Below are 22,172 nucleotides of genomic sequence, written 5' to 3'. Positions count from 1 at the left end.
AGTTTAGCATTTGCGAAATCGTTGGGTCTGTGTCATATGCTACATATGGCACAGGCTTTTTCTGTATAGGGGGAATAATGATTACTGAAGTTGTGCTTGTACGTCATGGTAGAACGGGATACAACGTTATTCACCGCTTACAAGGGCAAATTGATATTCCTCTCGATATTGTGGGGCAGTGGCAGGCAGACCAAACGGGTATGGCACTAGCAAAACGCTATTATTGGGCAAAAGTATCTGATATTGCTACGCACCCCGAACGCTTGGTAGAGCATGGCGCAGCAGCTGATGGACAGGCAGATCATAGCTTATGGCAGCATGCTCCTGCGGCAGCGCGACGATTGCGAGTAGTGTCATCAGATCTTATACGTGCGGTACAAACTGCACATGCTTTTGCAGATATTTTAGGGTTACCAGTAGAGACTAATCCGGCATTGCGTGAGCGCAGTTTTGGCCAGTGGGAAGGTCATACGCGCGAAGAAATTGACCAGATGGATCATGAAGCTTATGTGTCTTGGAAAAGTCATATGGGTGGTGAAGCGAAATATGGTGTGGAATCTCGTCAAGCATGTGGTACAAGAGGCGCACAGGCGCTTATTGAATATCTTGAAGCTGATGCACAGAACCCCACACCATGCACTTTAGTAGTATTCGGCCATGGTTCATGGATTGCTTCAACTATAGAGCATTGTATTGGACTTGAGCACGATTCCAATAATGGGATTGGCGGTGTGCGCAATGCTTCTTGGTCACGTCTTACGCCATACCAGCGCGATAATGTGTGGTGCTGGCGTTTAGAAGATTTTAATGTAAATCCTGTGTCGCTACAAGGGGAGCTTGATAGTGAATGGGATCGAGGTCCAAGCTGGATTCAGTCACCAAATATGGATCAATGGACCCCATTCACCTATTAGTACCAGCCATTATTTACACGTACTGTTTATCAGTATGTATATCAGCTTATTAGTATGTACATCAGCCTATTATTTTTGAAACAATACTTGAAACTATTGCCAGCACAATAGAGCCAAGTATGGCAGTAAGTGTGTCAGTAAATACAATGCCAGTTTGGAACGTAGACAGCGCAAGCTCTGAAGCCAAGTGCAGACACAAAATATTGATGGCAAAAGCGCTTAATCCCAAAGTGAGAATAGTAATAGGCAAGCTTAGCGCATGCAAAATTGGGCGTATTGAAGCGTTTACTAATGCAAGGAAGAGTGCAAATACTACTACAGCAATTGCAGTATTATCGCCAACAACTTGAATATTTGGCAGTAGCCAAATCATTACAGCTGCAGCTACGGATAAAGAAACCCATCGACCAAAAAATCTAGACATACGATATATTGTGCCAATACACACCTACAGATGATGCAATACGCAATTGTGCATAGCTTGATTATGATAGGACGTATGCATTTACATTGGTATGTTGTCAGACATGGGCAAACACGGTTTAATCGATATAATCGTTTGCAAGGGTGGTCAGATTCACCGCTGACGAAACAAGGTATTGCTGACGCGATGAAAGCTGCTCATAAGTTAGATCATCTCCAATTTGCTGCAGCATTTTGCTCTGATACCGGAAGAGCTACGCGCACAGCAGAGCGAATTCTTGACGTCAATGAACAGGCTGGGCATACCAGGCCGTCACTTGTACGGGATTTGCACTTCCGCGAGCAGTTCTACGGCTATTTTGAAGGTCAAGATATGGCCATGTCTTGGTACGCAGCAGGGGCACCATATGGCGCACCAACTTTCAATGATATTGTCGAGAAGTACGGAGCTGCGGCAACTAAAGATTTCTTAAAAGAAGCAGATCCATTCCATGATGCTGAAAGTAATGATGAGTATTGGGCTCGTATCGAAGGTATTTTCCCGCTTATTGAGCACACACCAGGACTTAATGATGGGGATAATATTCTTATGATTTCACACGGCAACACGTTGTTGAGTCTTATGAGACGTTTTGCGCCAACCGGTTTTGATTTGTCACAGCGCCCGGCAAATGGCAGTGTTACCGTGTTCGACATTGATACTGATAAGCCACTTGATGAAGGACATGTAGTAGTAACTTCGTATAACCAATAACTGAAACAAATTAGATAGTGGCGAGAAGTGTAGTGCTATCAGGGGACTACTTTGTGCAGTAATAGCAAAGGGTAATAGTGCATAGATGGTTTCGCGGTATGAGAATAGCTTCATTACAAGTAATTGCGAGTACAGTAATGCAAGTAATACGAAGGTTGTTCTTTGATAGTGTTACCCTTAAAGGTTGAAGCCTGAAACCGATAAGACGAGAGCGAGGGCATTATGGATATTGGGCAGATTGCGGCACTTATTGCTGCTATTGTCTTTGCCATTTTAGCTGGATGCATGATTTACCCATTGATTCGCTTGGGTAAGCTCTTTGACCAGATAGCACAGACTGTGCGTGATACTGGCGAGCATGCATTGCCGGCACTCGATGAGGGTGTTACTACAGTACAAAAGGTCAATCGCTCTCTTGATGATGTAAATGCTATTTCGGATGCTGCTCAGCGCAGTGCTACGAATATTGGAGCACTTACTGATTTGTATGGATCATTCTTAGGCAAACCATTGATTGCTGTTGCTTCTAGTGTTTGGGCTGTAAAGGCAACAGTGCAAGACTTTTTGCAAGCACAAACTGCGCGTAGTCGCTCTGGAGAACAGGATATACACACTTCTTCCTCAAATACAGGCAAGTGAGTTAGAGCACAAGGAGAACTATGTTCAAACGGTTATTTTGGGTATCTGTTGGCGTAACCATCGGTGTGATTGGTGTAACCAAAGCCCAAGCATATGTTCGTGCGCACACGCCTGAACCAGCACGCACGTTTGTTTTTGGAGATCAGCAACCAATTGATGCGGCTTTTACTGTAGAAACCGTCAAGCATCTGGTTCAAGATTTTACCCAGCATCGTCGCGCTCGTGAGCAACAATTGATTGCACAATATAGTGACCAGCGCGCCCGACAGTAGTACAGGCTTGGTATTGATATAGAAAGCATATATAGCGTATAGTAAGTAGCTGTTTTGTGCAGCAAGTTATCAATTATGGCACAGTAGGGTGTAGTCTGCGCCATAGGCAGTAGATAGGAGTCGCATTCCATGCGCACATCGGAAATTGCAAAGCGATATCTCAACTATTTTGAGCAGCATGATCATTTAGTGGTTCCATCTGCTTCGCTTATTTCTCCAAATCCGACAACACTATTCACTATCGCAGGTATGGTGCCTTTTATCCCATACTTGCTTGGAGAACAAACGCCTCCACGCTCACGTATGGCAAGTAACCAGAAGTGTGTGCGTACTCTCGATATTGATGAAGTTGGTAAAACTACCCGTCACGGTACCTTCTTCCAAATGTTAGGTAATTTTTCTTTTGGAGATTACTTTAAGGAAGAGGCCATTCATTATGCATGGCAGCTACTCACTACTGCTCAAGAGCAAGGTGGCTATGGCTTCGATCCAGAAAAACTCTGGATTACCACATTTACGGATGACGAAGAAGCTCGCAGCATTTGGCGTAATGAGGGTATTGATCCTGAGCATATCCAGATTATGGGTATGGAAGACAACTTCTGGACTACAGGCGGTCCAGGACCTGGGGGTCCTTGCTCTGAGATTTATGTAGATCGTGGACCAGAATTTGGTAAAGAAGGCGGTCCAATCGCTGACGAGAACCGTTATATTGAAATTTGGGATCTTGTTTTTGAAAATTATGAAGTAGACAATGTGCAATCGAAAACTGATCTGCATATTGTGGGTGAATTAGAGCACAAGAATATTGATACTGGCGCTGGCTTGGAGCGTTTGGCATACCTCTTGCAGGGTAAGAATAATATTTACGAAATCGATGAAGTCTTCCCGGTAATTGAAGCCGCACAGCGTCTTTCTGGTCGTATGTATGGCGATGACGAAGCCATGGACGTGAAATTCCGCGTGGTTGCTGATCATGTGCGCTCTGCGTTGATGATTATGAGCGATGGTGTGCGACCAAGCAATACCGGTCGCGGCTATGTGTTGCGTCGTCTTCTGCGTAGAACTGTTAAGGCCATGCGTGAGCTTGGTGTTCAGGAAGCTGTTATGCCTACCTTATTGCCTGTATCCAAGGCTGCAATGGAGGCGAGTTATCCTGAACTCAATGAGACTTTCCATGAGGTCAGCGAATCAGCCTATGGTGAAGAGGATGCTTTCTTGCGTACCCTGAGCGCTGGTACAGAAATCCTTGATGTTGCTGTGAATAAGGCAAAGCAAGGTAATGGTACAGTTAGCGGCGCTGATGCCTTTAAGCTACATGACACCTACGGATTCCCTATCGAATTAACACTCGAAATGGCTGCCGATCAGGGAGTAAAGGTCGATGAGGCTAAGTTCCGCGAGCTGATGGCTGAGCAAAAGTCTCGTGCACGTCAAGATGCGTTAAAGAAGCGTCATAACGTGGATCTGTCGGTTTATGATGACTTTAAGAAGACTTTGGAAGCTCCAATCGACTTCCTTGGCTATACACAGATGTCTTCACGCGCTCGTGTGATTGGCATTATGCAAGAGGGTAAGGGCGCTGTGAGCGCAGTAAGTGCCCCTGCTACTGTAGAAGTTATTTTGGATCGCACACCATTCTACGCAGAGGCAGGCGGTCAGCTTGCTGATCAAGGTGAGATTTTAACTGACGACGGCGCTGTTCTTGAAGTTGATGATGTGCAGAAGCCTATTAAAGATCTTATTGTGCATCAATGCCGTCTCACTGAAGGTACACTGGTTGTTGGTAGCGAAGCAAGTGCCAATATTGATTTGGCTCGCCGTGGTGCTATTGCTCGTTCTCATACCGCAACGCATATGGTACATAAGGCTTTGCAAGAAGAACTTGGTCCACAGGCTACCCAGCGTGGTTCTGAAGATGCACCAAATCGCTTGCGTTTTGACTTCCAGTGGTCGTCTGCTCCCTCTAAGGATGCGATCAATGCTGTTGAAGAGCGTGTTAATGATCGCTTGCGTGACAATCTTGCAGTAACTACAACGGAAATGAAATTTGATGATGCTATTGCTCTTGGGGCAATGCATTTGTTTGGTGAGAAATACGGCGATATTGTACGTGTAGTTTCTATTGGTGAAGATGGCTGGAGCCGCGAGCTGTGCGGTGGTACTCACGTCGATCATGTCGGCAAGATTGGTGCCGTGAGCATTATGAGCGAATCTTCAATCGGCTCTGGTGTGCGCCGTGTTGATGCTGTTGTAGGTCAAGGTGCCTATGAGTTTAATGCTCGCGAGCATGCGCTAGTGTCTCAGCTTTCTGATGTATTAGGTGCTCGTCCAGACGAGCTTGCAGCACGTGTGGATGCCTTGCTTGCTAAGTTGAAGGAATCTGATCATCGCTTGGCACAGTTGCATGAGCAGGCGTTGTTAGATAAAGTTGCATCACTGTTTGACCAAGCTCGCACGCAGCAAGAAGCTGTTATTGTCGCTACAGCAAATGTTGGTCGTTACGGATCTGATGATGCCTTGCGCAAGGCCGTACAAGATATGCGCGATCGCTTAGGAGAAGCAAAGCCAACGGTTGTGGCATTGTGCGGTGAAAGCGAAAGTGGTAAGCCTGTTATTATTGTTGCTGTTAATAATGCAGGACGCGATGCTGGTCTTAAGGCTGGTGACTTGGTACGCACTGCTTCCAAGGTACTTGGCGGTGGCGGTGGTGGTCGTCCTGATTTTGCACAAGGCGGCGGTCAAGATGTGACCAAGATTGATGAAGCACTTGCTCAGCTCACAGCTCAGGCAAGGGCATAGGTATTGTACAATAACCCTATTGGCATGTAGCGTATGACTATAAGCCAATAGGGTTTATAAGTGAGGTTAGTGTGAGCATTTGGTTAGGTATTGATTTAGGTCAAGCACGAGTAGGTTTGGCATTAAGTGACCCTAACATGGTATTAGCTCACCCTGCTGGAAACTTACAAGCATATGGTGACTATTTTCATGTGCTTGATGAAGTCGTTGATACTATTCTTGAACATCATGTGCGTGTGGTGGTTGTTGGATTACCCTTACAACTAGATGGTACCGTGGGTGCGAGTGCGAAAAAAGCCCAACGATGGGTTAAAGCATTACATCGCACTATTGAAGAACGCATCACACAAATACAAGATGGAGAAGGCATATTCGACAATTTTGCTGGAACTGACAAATTTGCCGAATCTGTACAGGCCGACCAATCTGTAGAACAAGCGCTTGCTACCTTGCAGGAGCTAACAATAATATTACGAGATGAACGTTTAACCACAGTTACCGCACATCATCAGATGAGCCAGTCGGGACTGTCTATGAGAAAACACCGTTCAGGAGTAGATCAACAGTCAGCAGTCGTTTTATTGCAATCGGCGTTAGATGAGTATCAGGCTCAGTATGCTGGGAGCGAGTCGGTGACCCCCGCTTACACGGAGGAATAATGGCAGAAAGTTTACACGATTTCTTTGATGATCATGCCCAATGGACAGGTCCAATACCTGAGCCACCAAGTGGGCAACCCTCACGAAGGGAAAAAAGGAAGCAGCGTAAAGCTAAAAATCGTAAACGAATGCGCATTATTATTACCACGATTATCGTTCTTGCATGTGTGATTGGTGGAGGATACGCTGTAGTACGCACTCTTGGCAATATCAATACAGTTGAAGTGCAACGTACCACAGCAGAAGATTATGAGGGACCGGGAGATGGTTCGGTATCCTTTACTATTGAATCTGGGCAATCGTCAAGTGAAGTTGCGCAAAATCTGGTAAAAGAAGGTATTGTTAAGTCAGTTGGTGCCTTTACTCAGGCATTAGCTGCTTCCAAAAAAGATGTTGCTATTCAGCCAGGTACGTTTGATCTTAAATATCATATGAGTGCAGCAAGTGTAGTTGCTATTCTTACCGATCCAACCAAAGCGAGTGGCTATTTGGTTGTGACTCCTGGCGAGCGCATGAGCAAGATTATTAAGCAGGCTGCCCAAATTTCCGGCATCGATAGTGAGGAATTCCAAAATATTGTTGACCAAGGTGGACAGGGAATTCTTCCTGAAGAAGCACAAGGCAAGTTCGAGGGTTGGATTGAGCCTGGAAGCTACAATGTGAAATCCAAGCATTCAGCCTCTGAGATTTTGCAAGAGATGGTGCACGCACGTATCGCCAAACTGGATAAACTTGGTGTGCCTGCAGGTACTGATCGTGAGCGTATTCTTATTATTGCCTCTATCGCAGAAGCAGAGGTAAATAAGGCAGAATATTACGGTAAGGTCGCTCGTGTTATTGAAAACCGATTGACGCAGAACATGACCTTGGGTATGGATTCCACGGTTGCTTATGGACTTGGTATCCAGACACTTGATTTGACGAATGCGCAATTACAAGATGCTACAAATCCATATAATACGCGTGTTAATGCTGGTTTACCGCCGACACCAATTAGTATGCCTGGAGATAATGCTATTCAGGCAGCTATGGACCCTCCAGCAGGAGATTGGATTTACTTTGTGACGGTGAATTTGCAAACTGGCGAAACAAAGTTTACAGCGGATAAAGATCAGTTCGAGGAATATGTTGCTGAATATAAAGCGTATGAGCAGCAGCATGCCAATAACTAGCTTGTCATGACATAACTGTCGTTGTGTAACATGCTATGTGAGTATAAGCATTTGGGTGGCTACACTTGCACAAAAACTTAATGTCATTGCTGGTATAAATGGTATTGATGTGTGGTGGCGTATGTGAGCTACGGCTAACTGTATAAGCCCGCATATGCCACTGTATAACCACCACAACAGTATGGGGATGAAACCTAACCATCCCAATGCAAAAGTGATTAATGCCGCTGCTGTTACGTCTCCAAGACCAAGTGCACCGGGTCGAATAAGAGCAAGTATATATTGTATTGCGGTACACACAAGCATACAAACTATGGACATAATGAGGTTATCCCAATATTGAGTGATTGTTGATAGCACAATAAGACATACCAATTGGGTTCCCAAGCCTGCACCAATAACAATACGCGGTACTCGTCTATAACGAATATCCGTGTATGTTACAACAAGTAGGGCAAGAAATGTTGGGATAAGAATAAAATCCTCCATAATTGCACTCTACGCCTGTTTGGTATTCGTGGACACGGTGTTTTGCGAATAAGAGTTTATCGTTACAATGGCACTAGCATTAGGCTGTGTAACAGGCACTAGGAATAGACGCTTGCAGCAGCACTACTAATAGGCACAAATGAAGGAAGAGGAGTACGCATGATCCGTTGGCAGACTGCTGGAGAATCTCATGGTGAAGCACTAGTAGCTATGATTGAAGGCGTTCCAGCTGGAGTACATATTACGACCGATGACATTCGAGCAGCACTTGCACGTCGTCGTTTAGGCTATGGTCGTGGTGCACGTATGAAATTTGAAGAGGATCGTGTACGTTTGCTAACCGGTGTGCGTCATGGTGTGACTCTTGGCTCACCAATTGCTATTGAAATTGCAAATACAGAATGGCCAAAGTGGACTGAGATTATGAGTGCTGACCCGCTTGACCATGAATTAGAGGATTCGGGACGTAATGCACATTTATCCCGTCCACGTCCGGGTCATGCTGATTTAACGGGTATGCGCAAATACGGGTTTACTGATGCCCGTCCTGTGCTTGAGCGCTCTAGTGCGCGTGAAACTGCTTCGCGTGTAGCTTTAGGCGCAGTTGCTGCCGCTATGCTTGAGCAAACTTTGGGTGTGCGCACCGTTGCGCATGTTGTAGCGTTAGGTGGCGTACATACTAACCCAGATTTGCCGCTTCCTACTCCAGATGATGTTCCTGCTCTTGATGCTTCTTCAGTACGTACCTTGGATGAAGAGGGTGCTAAGCGCATTATGGAACGTATTGATGAGATTAAAAAGTCCGGAGACACAGCGGGCGGCGTAGTAGAAGTATTAGCCTATGGTGTTCCTGCTGGTATCGGTACACATGTAGAGGCAGATCGTCGTCTTGATGCGGCGCTCGCCGGTGCCGTGATGGGTATTCAAGCCATTAAAGGCGTGGAAATTGGTGATGGATTCTTAGAAGCAGAGCGTCCTGGTTCTGCAGCTCATGATGAAATCGTGGTAGGTGATGACGGTAAGATTACGCGGCTGAGTAATCGTGCGGGTGGTATCGAAGGTGGTACTTCCAATGGTCAAGTTATTCGCGTACGTGCTGCAATGAAACCAATTCCTTCTATCCCTCGTGCGCTGCGTACTGTTGACGTACTCACTGGTGAGGCAGCTCAGGCAATTAACCAGCGTTCAGATACGACAGCGGTGCCAGCGGCATCCATTGTGGTGGAGGCAATGACACGGTTAGTACTTGCTCAGTATGCGCTTGATAAATTCGGTGGCGATAGTGTTGCTGAAATCCAGCGCAACGTAGCAGGATACCTTAATTCCTGGCCTGAGCATATGCGCTAAGGATGTAAGGATGTCAAGCGAGCAATTGCTTAGGGATATGTGAACTCGTATCCTTAAGCAATGCTGTATGTCAAGGCTGTAAGGCTACGGGCAAATGCGTAATGAGAGTAGTAGGTGGGTGGAATATGTGTAGCTCAGCTGCACCGTGTGCAGTGATTATTGGCATGATGGGTGCTGGCAAAACTCGTGTTGGTCGAGAAGTGGCTCATTTGATGGATATTCCTTTTGTTGATGCTGATATTGCTATCGAACATCAGATTGGAATGACTATTCCTGAGTTTTTTGAGCAGTTTGGTGAGCCAGAGTTTCGTCGGATCGAAGCTGATGTAATTGAGCATACCCTTGCTACACATCCTGGAGTGTTTTCGCTTGGTGGTGGGGCTCCTATGACTGAGCGCGTGCAACAGCTTCTAGAAACATACAAGGCGCAGGGTGGTAAAGTTTTATATTTGATGGCTGCTCCTGAGGAAGCGATGGAACGTGCTCGACGCGGCGGAGGACGACCCATGCTTAATGGAGATGCCGACGCTCGATGGATGGCACTGTATGAGCAGCGTGATCCAGTATTTCGCCAAGTTGCGAATGTGCTCGTGAGTACGCATGGATTAACGCCAACAATAGCAGCAAAGAAGGTACAGCATATGATCGACCAACGTATAGTTCACGTCTCAAGCGCTGGAGCACAACCATATGATGTGTGTATTGGCGATGGGGTATTGACATCGTTAGAGCACATGTTGGGTAAGCAACCTGTGCGTGTGGCGCTTATTCATACGCAGCCTGTACAGCGTCACTCGGATCGTGTTCGCACGTTATTGCGAAAAGCAGGATACCAAGTTAGCGATATTACTATTCCAGATGCAGAAGCAGGTAAAACTGTGCAAGTTGCTGATGGAGTATGGCGCAGACTTGGCGATGATGGCTTCACTCGTTCGGATGCTATTGTCGGTGTTGGCGGTGGTGCGGCTACTGATGTGGCAGGTTTTATTGCTGCCACGTGGATGCGTGGAATTCGCTACGTGAACTGCCCGACTTCGTTACTGGCAATGGTGGATGCTTCTACAGGAGGCAAAACTGGTATTAACACCGCGGCTGGAAAGAATCTTGTAGGCTCGTTCTATATGCCATCTGGCGTACTGGCTGATACCTCTACATTGATCAGCTTGCCGAATGATATTTTCATCGAAGGCTTAGGCGAAGTTGCTAAATCTGGTTTTATTATGGATGCAGAAATCTTGCATATTTTGCAAAATCATGCAGACCAATTACGCCAGTGGCAGCCTGAAACTTCGCTTGAGGAGCTACAGCCGGTTGTATGCGAACTTATTGAGCGTACTGTTCGTGTGAAGGTGCATCACGTGAATGCGGATTTTACAGAGCAAGGATTGCGCGAATTCCTTAACTATGGGCATACCTTGGCGCATGCAATTGAGGCGTTAGAGCATTTCAGTTGGCGTCATGGTAATGCGGTGGCAGTAGGTATGGTGTACGCTGCTGAGCTTGCACATCTACTTGGTATGATTGATCAAGATTTGGTCGACATGCATCGCAGCTTGCTTACTTCACTTGGATTGCCTATCAGCTGGAAGCATGATAATTTCGACGATGTGTTGGCACTCATGCATAAAGATAAGAAAGCTCGTGGCAACATGTTGCGCTTTGTGCTGATCGATGGTATTGGCTCTGTGCAGCATGTGGAAAATCCTCCAGCTGATGCGGTAGCGGAAGCATTTAAGAAAATTCAAGCATAGGAGTGATAATGACGCGAGTTATTGTGGTTAATGGACCTAATTTAGGCAGGCTCGGGGTTCGAGAACCAGATGTGTATGGGCATCAAGATCTTGACACACTGCGTGCCGATTGCCGTGCATGGGGACAAGAACTTGGGCTTGATGTTGAAGTTCGACAAACTGATGACGAGGCAACGATGATTGGCTGGATGCACCAAGCTGCGGACGAAGGCACGCCAGTGGTGATGAATCCAGCTGCATTTACTCATTATTCATATGGTTTAGCTGATGCGGCTCATATGCTTGGTGATGCCGGCTTACCATTGATCGAAGTGCATATTTCCAATCCTGCTGCGCGAGAATCATTCCGCAGGCATTCTGTAATTTCTCCAGTGGCAACAGCAACGATTACTGGTATGGGCTTTTACGGGTACAAGTTGGCACTTGAAGCTGTAGCACACTGTTTAGCACAGTAGACTGCCTTATTTCGCCATACCTGCTATTGCTCTTCTTTTACTATTCCTCTCTTCTGATAAAGTTAAGCCGAATCAAAAGAGAGGAATACTATGGCAGTCTTAGGTTTGCTGTTTTCTTGGCTTATTCCTGGATGCATTATCGGGGTCCTTGATAATCTTGCCATGCGCAGACCCAATCGTGTGCGTACTATTGGCTCAATAATTGTTGATACTATTGCGGTCGATCTTCTGACCATGCTGATTACTCGATTCGTGTTCAACAATGATGGATATTTTGTTGTAGCATCGTATCGTACATGGTTTGTAGCACAATTTATGGCTACTGCCCTTATTGTCGGCGCTATCTTGCTGGTCTTTAAGTTTGCATTCCGTGGCGTGCTACGTATTGATGCTGAAGGATCAAAGTATACGGTTTGGCGCATTATCGCGATAGTTTGCTCGCTCATCGCCGCAACTCTTGGTGCAGTATTGGGCTTTGGATCATGGTGGTATCGTGATTTCATTGGGGCGCTTACTCCTGAACAAATGATGTTCAATTTCTTCTCTCCAATTTCTGGTGGAGAGAACGGCGCTGTCAATGATATTTTTGCTCGTCCAGTGTTACTAGCGGTATGTGTTGTTGCCTTCCTTGCTTTTTTGATGCTGGCACCTATTACCGTTACTTGGCGTGAACGCACTATTATTCGCAATACTTGGGTAAAAACTATTGCTTCTATGCTGGCAATTGCAGTGCTGATTGCAGGTGCTGTATATTCTTGGAATAGCATGCATTTGAAGAAAGTATGGGATGCATATAATGTGAAATCTACGTATATTGCAGATAATTATGTGCGACCTTCAACTAAGAATGTGCATTTTCCACAGCAGAAGCGCAATTTGATTCATATTTATTTTGAGTCTGCAGAAAATTCCTATCTTGATAAAGCCAATGGCGGGTATATGGATGAAAATCTTATGCCTGATTTAATGGCGTTCGCAGACGAGGGTGCTGTTCATTTTTCACATACTGATACATTTGGCGGGCCTCACCAGATTTATGGTTCGAGTTGGTCAACGGCTGGTATGACCAATATGAATTTTGGTGTGCCACTGAAAGTACCAACTGATGGTAACTCTTATGGTTTGGATGGCAGGTACTTGCCGGGTGCTATAGGATATACGGATTTGCTGCATAAACAAGGCTATAACGAGACGGTAATGTTTGGTGCTGATGCTGATTTTGGTGGGTTGACTGCTTTTTATAGTACGCACGGCACACAGAAAATTTTCGATCATCAGTATGCTATTAAGCAGGGGTTAATTCCTCCAAACTACAAAGTGTGGTGGGGTTACGAGGATAATAAGCTCTACGAATATGCGAAAACCGAACTGACTCGCTTAGCGGGAGAGGGTAAGCCATTTGCCTTTATTATGGAGAATGCTGATTCTCATTTCCCTGATGGTTATATGGAACCTGAGACTGAGCATAAGTTTGAGCAGCAGTATGCTAATGTGATTTTCCATTCGCAGAAGCAGATTACGCAGTTTATTCGTTGGATTCAAGCACAGCCGTTCTATAGGAACACGTCAATTGTGGTAACCGGCGATCATCTTTCCATGGATAAGAAGTTCTTTGTTGGCTGGGATCCAAGCTATGAACGCACGACCTTCAATATGTTTATCAATCCTGCCTTTGATGAGGCAGGCGATATGAATATTAAGATGCATCAGCGTCAATATGCGCCGTTTGATTATTTCCCAACAATTATGGCTTCTCTGGGCGTCAAAATTACCGGTGATCGTTTAGGTCTTGGTACGAATCTGGCATCAAATACTCCAACGCTTATTGAGCGCGATGGGTTAAAGCATGTTGATTACCAGCTCTCGCTGTACTCCGAGTATTATGCGAAGGATTTGCTGGAAATGCCTAATGCGGGACTTGATCGTTCCGGTAGGACTGTTCACAGTCGGGTGTAAATAGCTCGCTTTAAGTTTTGAGCGATTACTTAAGCATTGTGCATTGTGGTGAAGGCGGCTTCGGCCGCCTTTTGTATATTCATTGTATTGCGCCATTATTGAACACGCTGAGTCTTGGCAAACTGGTAGGCTGGAATTCCATGGTTAGAAGACAACATGGCAATAATTTAGAGCATGTCACCAAGCATATTTTCGTCACTGGTGGCGTTGTTTCTTCTCTTGGTAAGGGCCTTACGGCATCGTCACTCGGTAGACTTCTTCGTTCACGCGGTATTCGTGTACTCCAGCAAAAACTTGATCCGTATATTAACGTTGATCCAGGCACCATGAACCCATTCCAGCATGGTGAGGTATATGTGACTGAAGATGGTGCAGAAACTGATCTGGATATTGGTCACTATGAGCGCTTTTTGGATGTGTTCTTAAGCCAGAAGGCTAATGTCACTACTGGTCAGATTTATCAGGAAGTGCTTCGTAAGGAGCGCGCTGGTGAATATCTTGGTCAGTGTGTGCAGGTTATTCCTCATATTACTAATGAAATTAAGAGTCGCATGCGTGCCCAAGCAAGTGATGATGTAGATATTATTATCACTGAGATTGGCGGCACTGTAGGTGATATTGAATCCCAGCCGTTCCTGGAAGCAGCACGTGAAGTGCGTCGTGATTTAGGTCCAGAAAACTGCATGTTTGTGCATGTTTCTTTGGTTCCATATATTTCCGCTGCTCATGAGTTGAAGACGAAGCCTACGCAGCATTCCGTGATGATGCTGCGCCAGCTTGGTATTTCTCCAGACGCGCTTGTTTTGCGTTCTGACCGTCCACTAGGACAGGCTATTAAGGATAAGATTTCCTTGATGTGCGATGTGGATGCAGAAGGCGTAGTCAACTGCGTGGACGCTCCAAGTATTTATGATGTACCAAAAGCACTCTTTGATGAGGGCTTAGATGCGTATGTTGTGCGTGAACTTGGTTTGCCATTCCATGATGTCGATTGGGATGAGTGGGCTGATCTACTTGAGCGCGTGCATCATCCAAAGCACGAAGTCAATATCGCTATTGTTGGTAAGTATATTGATTTGCCAGACGCATACCTTTCTGTAACTGAGGCTATTAAGGCTGGCGGTTTCGCTAACTGGGCTAAGGTAAATGTGAAGTGGGTTGCTGCTGATAAGTGCGAAACTCAGCAGGGTGCAGAAGCTGCTCTCGATCAGGTAGACGGTATTGTTATTCCTGGCGGTTTTGGTATTCGCGGTATCGATGGCAAGATTGGCGCTTTGCGTTACGCTCGCGAACATGGTTTGCCAACTCTTGGTTTGTGCCTGGGGTTGCAGTCTATGGTTATTGAGTATGCTCGCAATGTGCTTGGTATTGAAGACGCCAATTCCACAGAGTTCGAGCCTGATTGCGCTAATCCAGTTATTGCTACTATGGAAGAGCAGGAGGATATTGTTGCCGGTAAGGGTGATATGGGTCATACCATGCGTTTAGGCTCATATCCTGCAACTTTGCAAGAGGGCTCTTTGGCGGCGCAACTCTACGGCAGTACGGAGATTACCGAGCGTCACCGTCACCGTTATGAGGTGAATGTGGCGTATAAGGATGCGCTGCGTGAAGGTGGTTTGCGTATTAGTGGTCAGAGCCCTGATGGTGAGCTTACTGAGTTTGTGGAGCTTCCTCAGAATGTTCACCCATTCTATATTGCTACACAGGCTCATCCTGAGTTCAAGAGCCGTCCAACTAAGCCACATCCTTTGTTTGCTGGTTTGGTCAAGGCTGCTATTGCATACCAAGCTGAGTAGACTACGGCTCAGTTTGAGGCTTAGTGGTTTTTAAACACTAGGAGCAAGCGGGTGCCTTTGGGTGCCCGCTTTTGTATTTCTGATGTTGCGATACGTTCAAGTACATGCGAAGTGTGAGAAAGCTCACATCCGTACGATGATAGACTTGTTGTAAACACTAGCGATATGGCAAGGTTTCTGTTACTTTAAGGAACGAACAATCGTAAAGGAGGCGGCGTACAGTGACTGAAGCACAATCACTCGCAGCTGATGTTGAGATGAATCAATATCTTGCTGATCGAGGCCGTGTGAATACGGATAAGATTAAACAAGATGAGGAAATCATCAGCCAATTTGGTGAGTATGAATATGGTTGGCATGATTCCGATGCCGCAGGTGAAGCAGCCAAAAAGGGTATTGACGAGTCAGTAGTACGCGAGATTTCTGCAAGCAAAGGTGAGCCAGAGTGGATGCTTGAATATCGTCTTGCAGGTTATCGTGCGTTTGTCGAAAAGCCAATGCCTGATTGGGGTGTAGATCTTTCAGGATTTAATGCTGACGATTTTAAGTATTATGTAAAACCGCTTGATAAGCAGGCCAATACTTGGGATGATTTGCCTGATGATATTCGCAATACCTATGACAGGCTCGGTATTCCAGAAGCAGAGAAGAATCGTCTAGTTGCTGGTGTTGCAGCACAGTATGAGTCTGAGGTTATTTATAACTCTATTCAGGAAGATTTGAAGAAGCAGGGTGTTATTTTCGTTGATACCGATACTGCAGTTCGCGAATATCCTGAATTAGTAAAGAAGTATTTTGCCACTGTTATTCCAGCGGATGATAACAAGTTTGCTGCATTAAATACTGCTGCATGGTCTGGCGGTTCATTTGTATACGTGCCTAAGGGTGTGCATGTTGATATTCCTTTGCAGGCATACTTCCGTATCAATACGCCAAATATGGGTCAGTTTGAGCGCACGTTGATTATTGCAGACGAAGGCTCGTATGTGCATTATGTAGAAGGATGTACAGCACCTATTTATTCTACTGACTCATTGCATGCGGCTAATGTGGAGATTATTGTAGAAAAGCATGCTCGCGTGCGCTACACCACCGTACAAAACTGGTCGAATAACGTGTATAACTTGGTTACTCAGCGTGCTTATGTGCGCGAGGGTGGCACCATGGAATGGGTCGATGGCAATATCGGTTCTAAGGCTACGATGAAGTATCCTGCTTGCATTTTGGCTGAACCATATGCTAAGGCTGAAACTATGTCGCTTGGTTTTGCAGGCAAGGGTCAGTATCAAGATACCGGCGCTAAGATGATTCATTTGGCACCTCATACCAGCTCGACTATTGTTGCTAAGTCGATTTCTCGTGCGGGTGGACGTTCTGCATACCGTGGACTGGTAAAGATTATTAAGGGTGCTGAGGGCTCTAGCTCAAACGTGGTTTGCGATGCTCTGCTTGTAGACGATTACTCGCGTTCTGATACGTATCCTCATGTGGATGTGCGTGAAGATGATGTTTCGATGGCTCATGAGGCTACTGTTTCTAAGGTTTCTGAAGAGCAGTTGTTCTATTTGATGAGTCGTGGCTTGAGCGAAGATGAGGCTATGGGCATGATTGTGCGTGGTTTCGTGGAGCCAATCAGCCGTGAGTTGCCAATGGAATATGCGCTTGAGCTTAATCGTTTGGTAGAACTACAAATGGAAGGATCAGTTGGCTAATGGCACAGGTTGAGCAAGAAATTCAAATCCCAGTGGCGAATCCACAAGATCCATATGCGCTTCCTGCTGCTATGCCTTCGAGTGCAGATAAGTCTCCACGTAGTTTTTCGGTTGATGATTTTGCAGTCCCAGATCGTAAGCAGGATGATTGGCGCTTTACTCCAGTAGAACGTCTCGAAGAGTTTTACCATGTTTTCACACCAAGCGGTAAAACCACTGTTGAAGTTTCTATGATTGATGGCACTGCAGTTCCAGCAGACTTGATTTCACTGTATCAAACCAAGCTGAGCGAAGATAGCGCAACAGTAGGTAAGCCAAATGATCGCGTATCTGCTGTTGAATGGAATTCTGGCACAACGTCCACAGTACTTGAAGTGGCTGGCGAAATTGACAAGCCAATTCTTGTGGCCGTTCATGGCGCCGGAATGCAGTTGGATGCTTTCCACCTCGTGATCAAAGCCGCAGATCGAGCACATGCAGATGTGGTAGTTGAACATGACGGTCCAGCCCTACTTGCTGAAGGTGTTGAGATTATTACGGGTAAGGATTCCCATGTCTCGACCACCTTTATTCAAGAGTGGGACGAAGGTTCCAAGATGGTCGGTAATCATCGCATTCGCGTCGGTGAAGGAGCGACACTACGTCATTCGGTAGTTACGCTTGGCGGCGATGTGGTGCGTTTGCGTATGGATCAGGATTTTGGTGGCGCACAGTCTGATGTGCTTATGCTTGGTATTTATTTTGTTGATCCAGGTGAACATATAGAGCATCGTACAATGGTGGTGCACAATCACCCAGAATGCAAGTCTCGTGTGATTTATAAGGGTGCACTTGACGGTAAAGATGCACATGCTACATGGGTAGGCAATGCGTTGATTGAGCCAACCGCTCCTGGTACTGATTCTTACGAGTTGAATCGTAATTTGGTACTTACTCCTGGTGCTGTTGCTGATTCTGAACCAAATCTGGAGATTGAAAACGGCAATATTGTGGGTGCAGGCCATGCAAGCTCAGTCGGTCGTTTTGATGATGAAGAGCTCTTCTACTTGCAGTCGCGTGGTATTGGCGAAGTTGAAGCACGCAAACTTGTGGTTCGTGGCTTCTTTGCAGAGTTGATTGATCAGATTGGTATTCCAGCTATTGCTGATCATTTGATGACGGCAATCAATAGGCGTTTGGCTCGCACTGAGGCTGTTGCTGGCAAATAAGAAGTTGCAAGCAAAACAGTTCGCGCTAGCACATGAGGTAATTGCTGGTATATGCTGAAATCAGTGTATTGCTAGTACAACGGTAGAGAAACGATACATGGATAAGGTGGAGAGACGATGTCTACATTAGAAATTAAGGATTTGTACGCATCTGTTGAGACCAAAGAGGGACGTAAGCAGATTCTTAAAGGCGTGAATTTAACTGTAGATTCCGGCGAAACTCACGCTATTATGGGTCCTAACGGTTCCGGTAAATCAACCTTGGCTTATACTCTGGCAGGACATCCAAAGTATGAAGTGGATTCCGGTCAGGCTTTGCTCGATGGTCAAGACATTTTGACAATGACCCCTGATGAGCGTGCTAAGGCTGGTCTATTCTTGGCTATGCAGTACCCAGTTGAAGTTCCTGGTGTTTCTATGACGAACTTTTTGCGTACTGCAAAGACAGAGGTTGATGGTGAAGCGCCACAGATTCGTCAGTGGGTCAAGGATTTGTCTGAGGCAATGACCCGTTTGAAAATGGATCCTAAGTTTGCTCAGCGCTCCGTCAATGAAGGCTTCTCCGGCGGTGAGAAAAAGCGTGCTGAAGTATTGCAGCTAGAGTTGTTGAAGCCAAAGTTTGCAGTGCTTGATGAGACGGATTCTGGTCTTGACGTTGATGCGTTACGCATTGTGTCTGAGGGTGTGAACCGTGCTAAAGATAATACCGGTATGGGTATTTTGATGGTAACTCACTATACCCGTATTTTGAAGTATATTAAGCCAGATATTGTGCACGTATTTGCTGACGGACATTTTGTGCGCACTGGTGGTCCTGAATTAGCTGATGAGCTCGAAGAGCACGGCTATGATCAGTATTTGCCACAGGGCGCAGAATCTGAGTCTGCTTTGGCATAAGGCTATAGCATTTATGGTGGCGGTATCGAAAGGTACCGCCTTGAATTATATATAGAACCGAATTATATATAGAACCGAATTATACAGAACTCATTTTCAGATGCTCGGTGCAACCGTACGAACACTTGAACCGTCTGATACACACGAAGGTGGCATATGGAACAGCAGGAACATTCATGGGATGCAATTCGCGCACAATTTCCTATTTTGCAACAAACAGTGCATGGCAAACCATTAGTGTATTTGGATAGTGCAGCAACTGCTCAAAAGCCACAATGTGTTATTGATGCTGAATCACAGTTTTATTCCACTATTAATGCGGGAGTGCATAGGGGAGCGCACGAACTAGCCGCACGCTCAACGGTGGCTTTTGAACAAGCTCGTGAGCGCATCGCTAAGTTTATTGGTGCTTCATGGCAAGAGGGCGAAGAAGAAGTAGTAGTAACTGCAGGAGCTACTGCAGGACTGAATTTGCTGGCAACAGCTTTCGGATATGCCAGCCTTGGTCGAGGTGGTAGTGCAGCTACACGATTTGCACTCCATGAAGGTGATGAAATTGTAGTATCTGAGGCAGAACACCATTCAGTATTGCTGCCTATGCAGGAGTTGGCTGCGCGAACTGGGGCTACATTGCGTTGGATACCGGTGACGCAAGATGGTCGCATTGATGTGACGCGCGCTCATGAGGTGATTACTGCGCGCACGCGCATAGTAGCAGTAACCTATGTTACTAATGTGACTGGCTCGATTACTGACGTTGCGCCAATTGTTCAGGCAGCTCATCAAGTTGGTGCTGTGGTTATTCTCGACGCATGCCAAGCAGCGCCTCATCTTGCCTTGGATATGCATGCGCTTGATGTTGATTTTGCAGCATTTAGTGCACATAAAATGTATGGGCCGACTGGTGTAGGATTCCTTTATGGCAAGCGTGAACTACTAGAAGCACTCCCTGCAGCAACATTTGGCGGTTCTATGGTTGAGCTTGCTTGGTTGGATAAGCCGGCACAATATATGGCACCTCCAGCACGTTTTGAAGCAGGTACTCAGCCAATTGCACAAGTTGTTGCATCAGGTGTTGCTGCCGAATTTCTTGACCATATTGGTTTTGCAGCGATTGAGCAGCATGAGCACGCTTTAACTGAACGTCTTTTGCAGCTTGATAGCATTCCAGGAGTTCGCATTTTAGGTCCTACTGAAAACACCCAACGTATTGGCACTGTGGCTTTTGAAGTTGAAGGCGTTCACCCGCATGATGTTGGACAATTTGTTGATGCGCAGGGTGTAGCTATTAGAGTAGGGCATCATTGCGCACAGCCTATACATCGACATTTTGGAGTATTTGCTTCCAACAGGGCTTCTGTGGGCGTATATAATACGCTTAGTGATATCGATGCGTTAGTTGATGCAGTTAGTGGTGTTCGGGCGTTTTTCAAAGCCTAGTAGCGAGTAATACTTGCGCTTAATGCGGGGCATAGGACACTGGTATTGGTGTTTTAGGTGTATGCGCCGATGGCGAATGGGCATAGTTAAGTAAAACGTAGTCAAATAAACGTAAGTCACATGAGCATGGTCTTAAGTAGTAGGGCAAGGATACTATTCAGCGTATGGCAAGTTTCGGTTTTGCAACTGGTAATGAATTAGAGCAGATGTATCAAGAAGTAATTCTTGAAGCATCCAAGCAGGCTCATGGTAAGCAATCATTTCTTTCACAATCTGATGCTGGTGCGGCGCCAAGCGAAAATGGCACACAGAGCGCGAGCCAAGATGGTAATACAGCTAACACTATTGGTGCGCTGGCATCAGGATTAAGCCAGGTGCATGCCCAGCATGAGGGATGTGAGATAGGTCAGTCACACCAGTTTAATCCAACATGCGGCGATGAAGTTACCGTACGTGTAGAATTGCGCGAGATGCACGATGGCAGCTCTCCTGTTATCGAGCAGGTGGTGTGGGATGGCCAAGGCTGTTCTATTTCTCAGGCAAGTCTTTCCATAATGGTTGATTTGATTGTTGGCAAGAGTGTTGATGAGGCTATGGCTTTATTCCGCGATTTTCATGCGCTGATGAATTCTCGAGGAGCTGGAATTGACGACGCGGCAGCTGAGCGTTTAGACGATGCTATTGTCTTTCAAGGGGTATCAAAATATCCTATGCGCATTAAATGTGCTCTACTCGGCTGGGAGGGTTTTAAGGATTCTGCAGCTCAGGCGATGACACGGTTATAATGCGACAGATAATAATGGCATACCCTCTAATAGCTGAAAGTTGGGAGTGCTCTAGCAAGTTGTGTCCTAATACGCTACAGTGTAATCGTTGAAAAGGAGGCGCTATGACAAGTAGCTTGGTACCTGAGCCTGAGGATTCGATTCTTGCCTCGGTGCAGTCGGCTCTAGGAGATGAAGAGTTAGCGCGTCAAGTTGTTGCCAATCCTCAGTTTACTTCTGCATTAACTGGGGCGCAGGGGGAGGCAGGAGATGGGGACGCTGATGATATCCCTTTAGTTGCACTCGACGACATCGGACGTGCCACTGCGCGCGATGTTCGGGAAGCTATGTATCAGGTTGTCGATCCGGAGCTGGGCATCAATGTTGTTGATTTAGGCTTGGTATACGGTATTGAAATTGATGAGCTTGGTCGCGCTATTATTACTATGACTTTGACTACACCTGCATGCCCATTAACTGATCTTATTGAGGACGAAACGGCATCAGTGCTTGCAGGGCTTGTTGAAGAATTCCGTATTGACTGGACATGGACTCCGCCTTGGACGATTGATAAAATTACGCCTTCTGGTCAGGAGCAGCTTGCTGTGCTTGGCTTTAATATGGGTAATTTGCCGCGATACTAAATCACAGTACTATCTAAATCACAGTACTACTTAATCAGCAAGAACCGATACTTTACTAATAGGGGCTTTTAGAAT

20 protein-coding genes are annotated in these 22,172 nt (G+C 46.0%); 18 read left to right on the top strand and 2 right to left on the bottom strand.

The features are described 5' to 3' along the window. Positions 1-77 precede the first annotated feature (77 nt). Complete coding sequence (locus IEU85_RS03380) at positions 78-914, top strand: histidine phosphatase family protein (protein ID WP_188354794.1); 837 nt, start codon at positions 78-80, stop codon at positions 912-914. A gap of 61 nt (positions 915-975) precedes the next feature. Here the strand turns inward: IEU85_RS03380 and IEU85_RS03375 are convergent, their stop codons facing one another. Then, positions 976-1,338, bottom strand: coding sequence for a phage holin family protein (locus IEU85_RS03375; protein WP_188354793.1), 363 nt, complete (start codon positions 1,336-1,338; stop codon positions 976-978). Positions 1,339-1,413: 75 nt separating this feature from the next. On the opposite strand from IEU85_RS03375, the gene IEU85_RS03370 reads away from it, so the two are divergent. The 6 genes from IEU85_RS03370 (at position 1,414) to mltG (ending at position 7,635) form a co-directional block, all read left to right on the top strand. Further along, positions 1,414-2,091, top strand: a complete 678-nt coding sequence (locus IEU85_RS03370) for a histidine phosphatase family protein (protein ID WP_188355004.1) — start codon at positions 1,414-1,416, stop codon at positions 2,089-2,091. Between the two features lie 222 nt (positions 2,092-2,313). Continuing rightward, complete coding sequence (locus IEU85_RS03365) at positions 2,314-2,730, top strand: DUF948 domain-containing protein (protein WP_188354792.1); 417 nt, start codon at positions 2,314-2,316, stop codon at positions 2,728-2,730. A gap of 20 nt (positions 2,731-2,750) precedes the next feature. After that, positions 2,751-3,002 (top strand): hypothetical protein, encoded by a 252-nt coding sequence (locus IEU85_RS03360; protein WP_188354791.1) that lies wholly within the window; start codon positions 2,751-2,753, stop codon positions 3,000-3,002. A 129-nt stretch (positions 3,003-3,131) separates the two neighbouring features. Further along, positions 3,132-5,804: an alanine--tRNA ligase gene (alaS, locus tag IEU85_RS03355; RefSeq protein ID WP_188354790.1), complete on the top strand. Its 2,673-nt coding sequence runs from the start codon at positions 3,132-3,134 to the stop codon at positions 5,802-5,804. 71 nt (positions 5,805-5,875) lie between these two features. Then, entirely contained in the window at positions 5,876-6,463 is a 588-nt protein-coding gene (locus IEU85_RS03350) for a RuvX/YqgF family protein (protein ID WP_229714706.1), read from the top strand. Beyond that, positions 6,463-7,635 (top strand): endolytic transglycosylase MltG, encoded by a 1,173-nt coding sequence (gene mltG, locus IEU85_RS03345; protein ID WP_188354789.1) that lies wholly within the window; start codon positions 6,463-6,465, stop codon positions 7,633-7,635. Before IEU85_RS03350 ends, mltG begins: the two co-directional genes overlap by 1 nt. A gap of 33 nt (positions 7,636-7,668) precedes the next feature. Here mltG and IEU85_RS08865 read toward each other — a convergent pair whose 3' ends face one another. Then, positions 7,669-8,124, bottom strand: coding sequence for a prepilin peptidase (locus tag IEU85_RS08865; protein WP_188354788.1), 456 nt, complete (start codon positions 8,122-8,124; stop codon positions 7,669-7,671). Between the two features lie 159 nt (positions 8,125-8,283). On the opposite strand from IEU85_RS08865, the gene aroC reads away from it, so the two are divergent. The 11 genes from aroC (at position 8,284) to IEU85_RS03285 (ending at position 22,097) form a co-directional block, all read left to right on the top strand. After that, positions 8,284-9,471 carry a chorismate synthase gene (gene aroC / locus IEU85_RS03335; protein WP_188354787.1) on the top strand — a complete coding sequence of 396 codons (1,188 nt, stop codon included), beginning with the start codon at positions 8,284-8,286 and terminating at the stop codon, positions 9,469-9,471. A 125-nt stretch (positions 9,472-9,596) separates the two neighbouring features. Then, entirely contained in the window at positions 9,597-11,222 is a 1,626-nt protein-coding gene (locus IEU85_RS03330) for a bifunctional shikimate kinase/3-dehydroquinate synthase (RefSeq protein WP_188354786.1), read from the top strand. An 8-nt stretch (positions 11,223-11,230) separates the two neighbouring features. Beyond that, a complete protein-coding gene (locus IEU85_RS03325) occupies positions 11,231-11,677 on the top strand; it encodes a type II 3-dehydroquinate dehydratase (protein WP_188354785.1) in 447 nt (148 codons plus the stop codon). A gap of 90 nt (positions 11,678-11,767) precedes the next feature. Further along, positions 11,768-13,633 carry an LTA synthase family protein gene (locus IEU85_RS03320; RefSeq protein ID WP_188354784.1) on the top strand — a complete coding sequence of 622 codons (1,866 nt, stop codon included), beginning with the start codon at positions 11,768-11,770 and terminating at the stop codon, positions 13,631-13,633. Between the two features lie 140 nt (positions 13,634-13,773). After that, entirely contained in the window at positions 13,774-15,432 is a 1,659-nt protein-coding gene (pyrG, locus tag IEU85_RS03315) for a CTP synthase (RefSeq protein WP_188354783.1), read from the top strand. 257 nt (positions 15,433-15,689) lie between these two features. Continuing rightward, positions 15,690-17,144 carry a Fe-S cluster assembly protein SufB gene (sufB, locus tag IEU85_RS03310; protein WP_229714745.1) on the top strand — a complete coding sequence of 485 codons (1,455 nt, stop codon included), beginning with the start codon at positions 15,690-15,692 and terminating at the stop codon, positions 17,142-17,144. After that, on the top strand, positions 17,144-18,352 hold the full coding sequence (gene sufD, locus IEU85_RS03305; RefSeq protein WP_188354782.1) for a Fe-S cluster assembly protein SufD: 1,209 nt from the start codon (positions 17,144-17,146) through the stop codon (positions 18,350-18,352). Before sufB ends, sufD begins: the two co-directional genes overlap by 1 nt. A gap of 117 nt (positions 18,353-18,469) precedes the next feature. Then, positions 18,470-19,249, top strand: coding sequence for a Fe-S cluster assembly ATPase SufC (gene sufC, locus IEU85_RS03300; RefSeq protein WP_188354781.1), 780 nt, complete (start codon positions 18,470-18,472; stop codon positions 19,247-19,249). Positions 19,250-19,405: 156 nt separating this feature from the next. Further along, positions 19,406-20,689 carry a SufS family cysteine desulfurase gene (locus tag IEU85_RS03295; RefSeq protein WP_188354780.1) on the top strand — a complete coding sequence of 428 codons (1,284 nt, stop codon included), beginning with the start codon at positions 19,406-19,408 and terminating at the stop codon, positions 20,687-20,689. Positions 20,690-20,853: 164 nt separating this feature from the next. Next, a complete protein-coding gene (gene sufU, locus IEU85_RS03290) occupies positions 20,854-21,474 on the top strand; it encodes a Fe-S cluster assembly sulfur transfer protein SufU (protein WP_188354779.1) in 621 nt (206 codons plus the stop codon). A gap of 104 nt (positions 21,475-21,578) precedes the next feature. After that, on the top strand, positions 21,579-22,097 hold the full coding sequence (locus tag IEU85_RS03285) for a metal-sulfur cluster assembly factor (RefSeq protein ID WP_188354778.1): 519 nt from the start codon (positions 21,579-21,581) through the stop codon (positions 22,095-22,097). Positions 22,098-22,172 lie beyond the last annotated feature (75 nt).

The sequence above is a fragment of the Galliscardovia ingluviei genome (assembly GCF_014635685.1).
GTDB lineage: Bacteria > Actinomycetota > Actinomycetes > Actinomycetales > Bifidobacteriaceae > Galliscardovia > Galliscardovia ingluviei.
The sequence above is the reverse complement of the archived record's forward strand: the minus strand, read 5'-3'. Positions and strand labels throughout refer to the sequence as shown.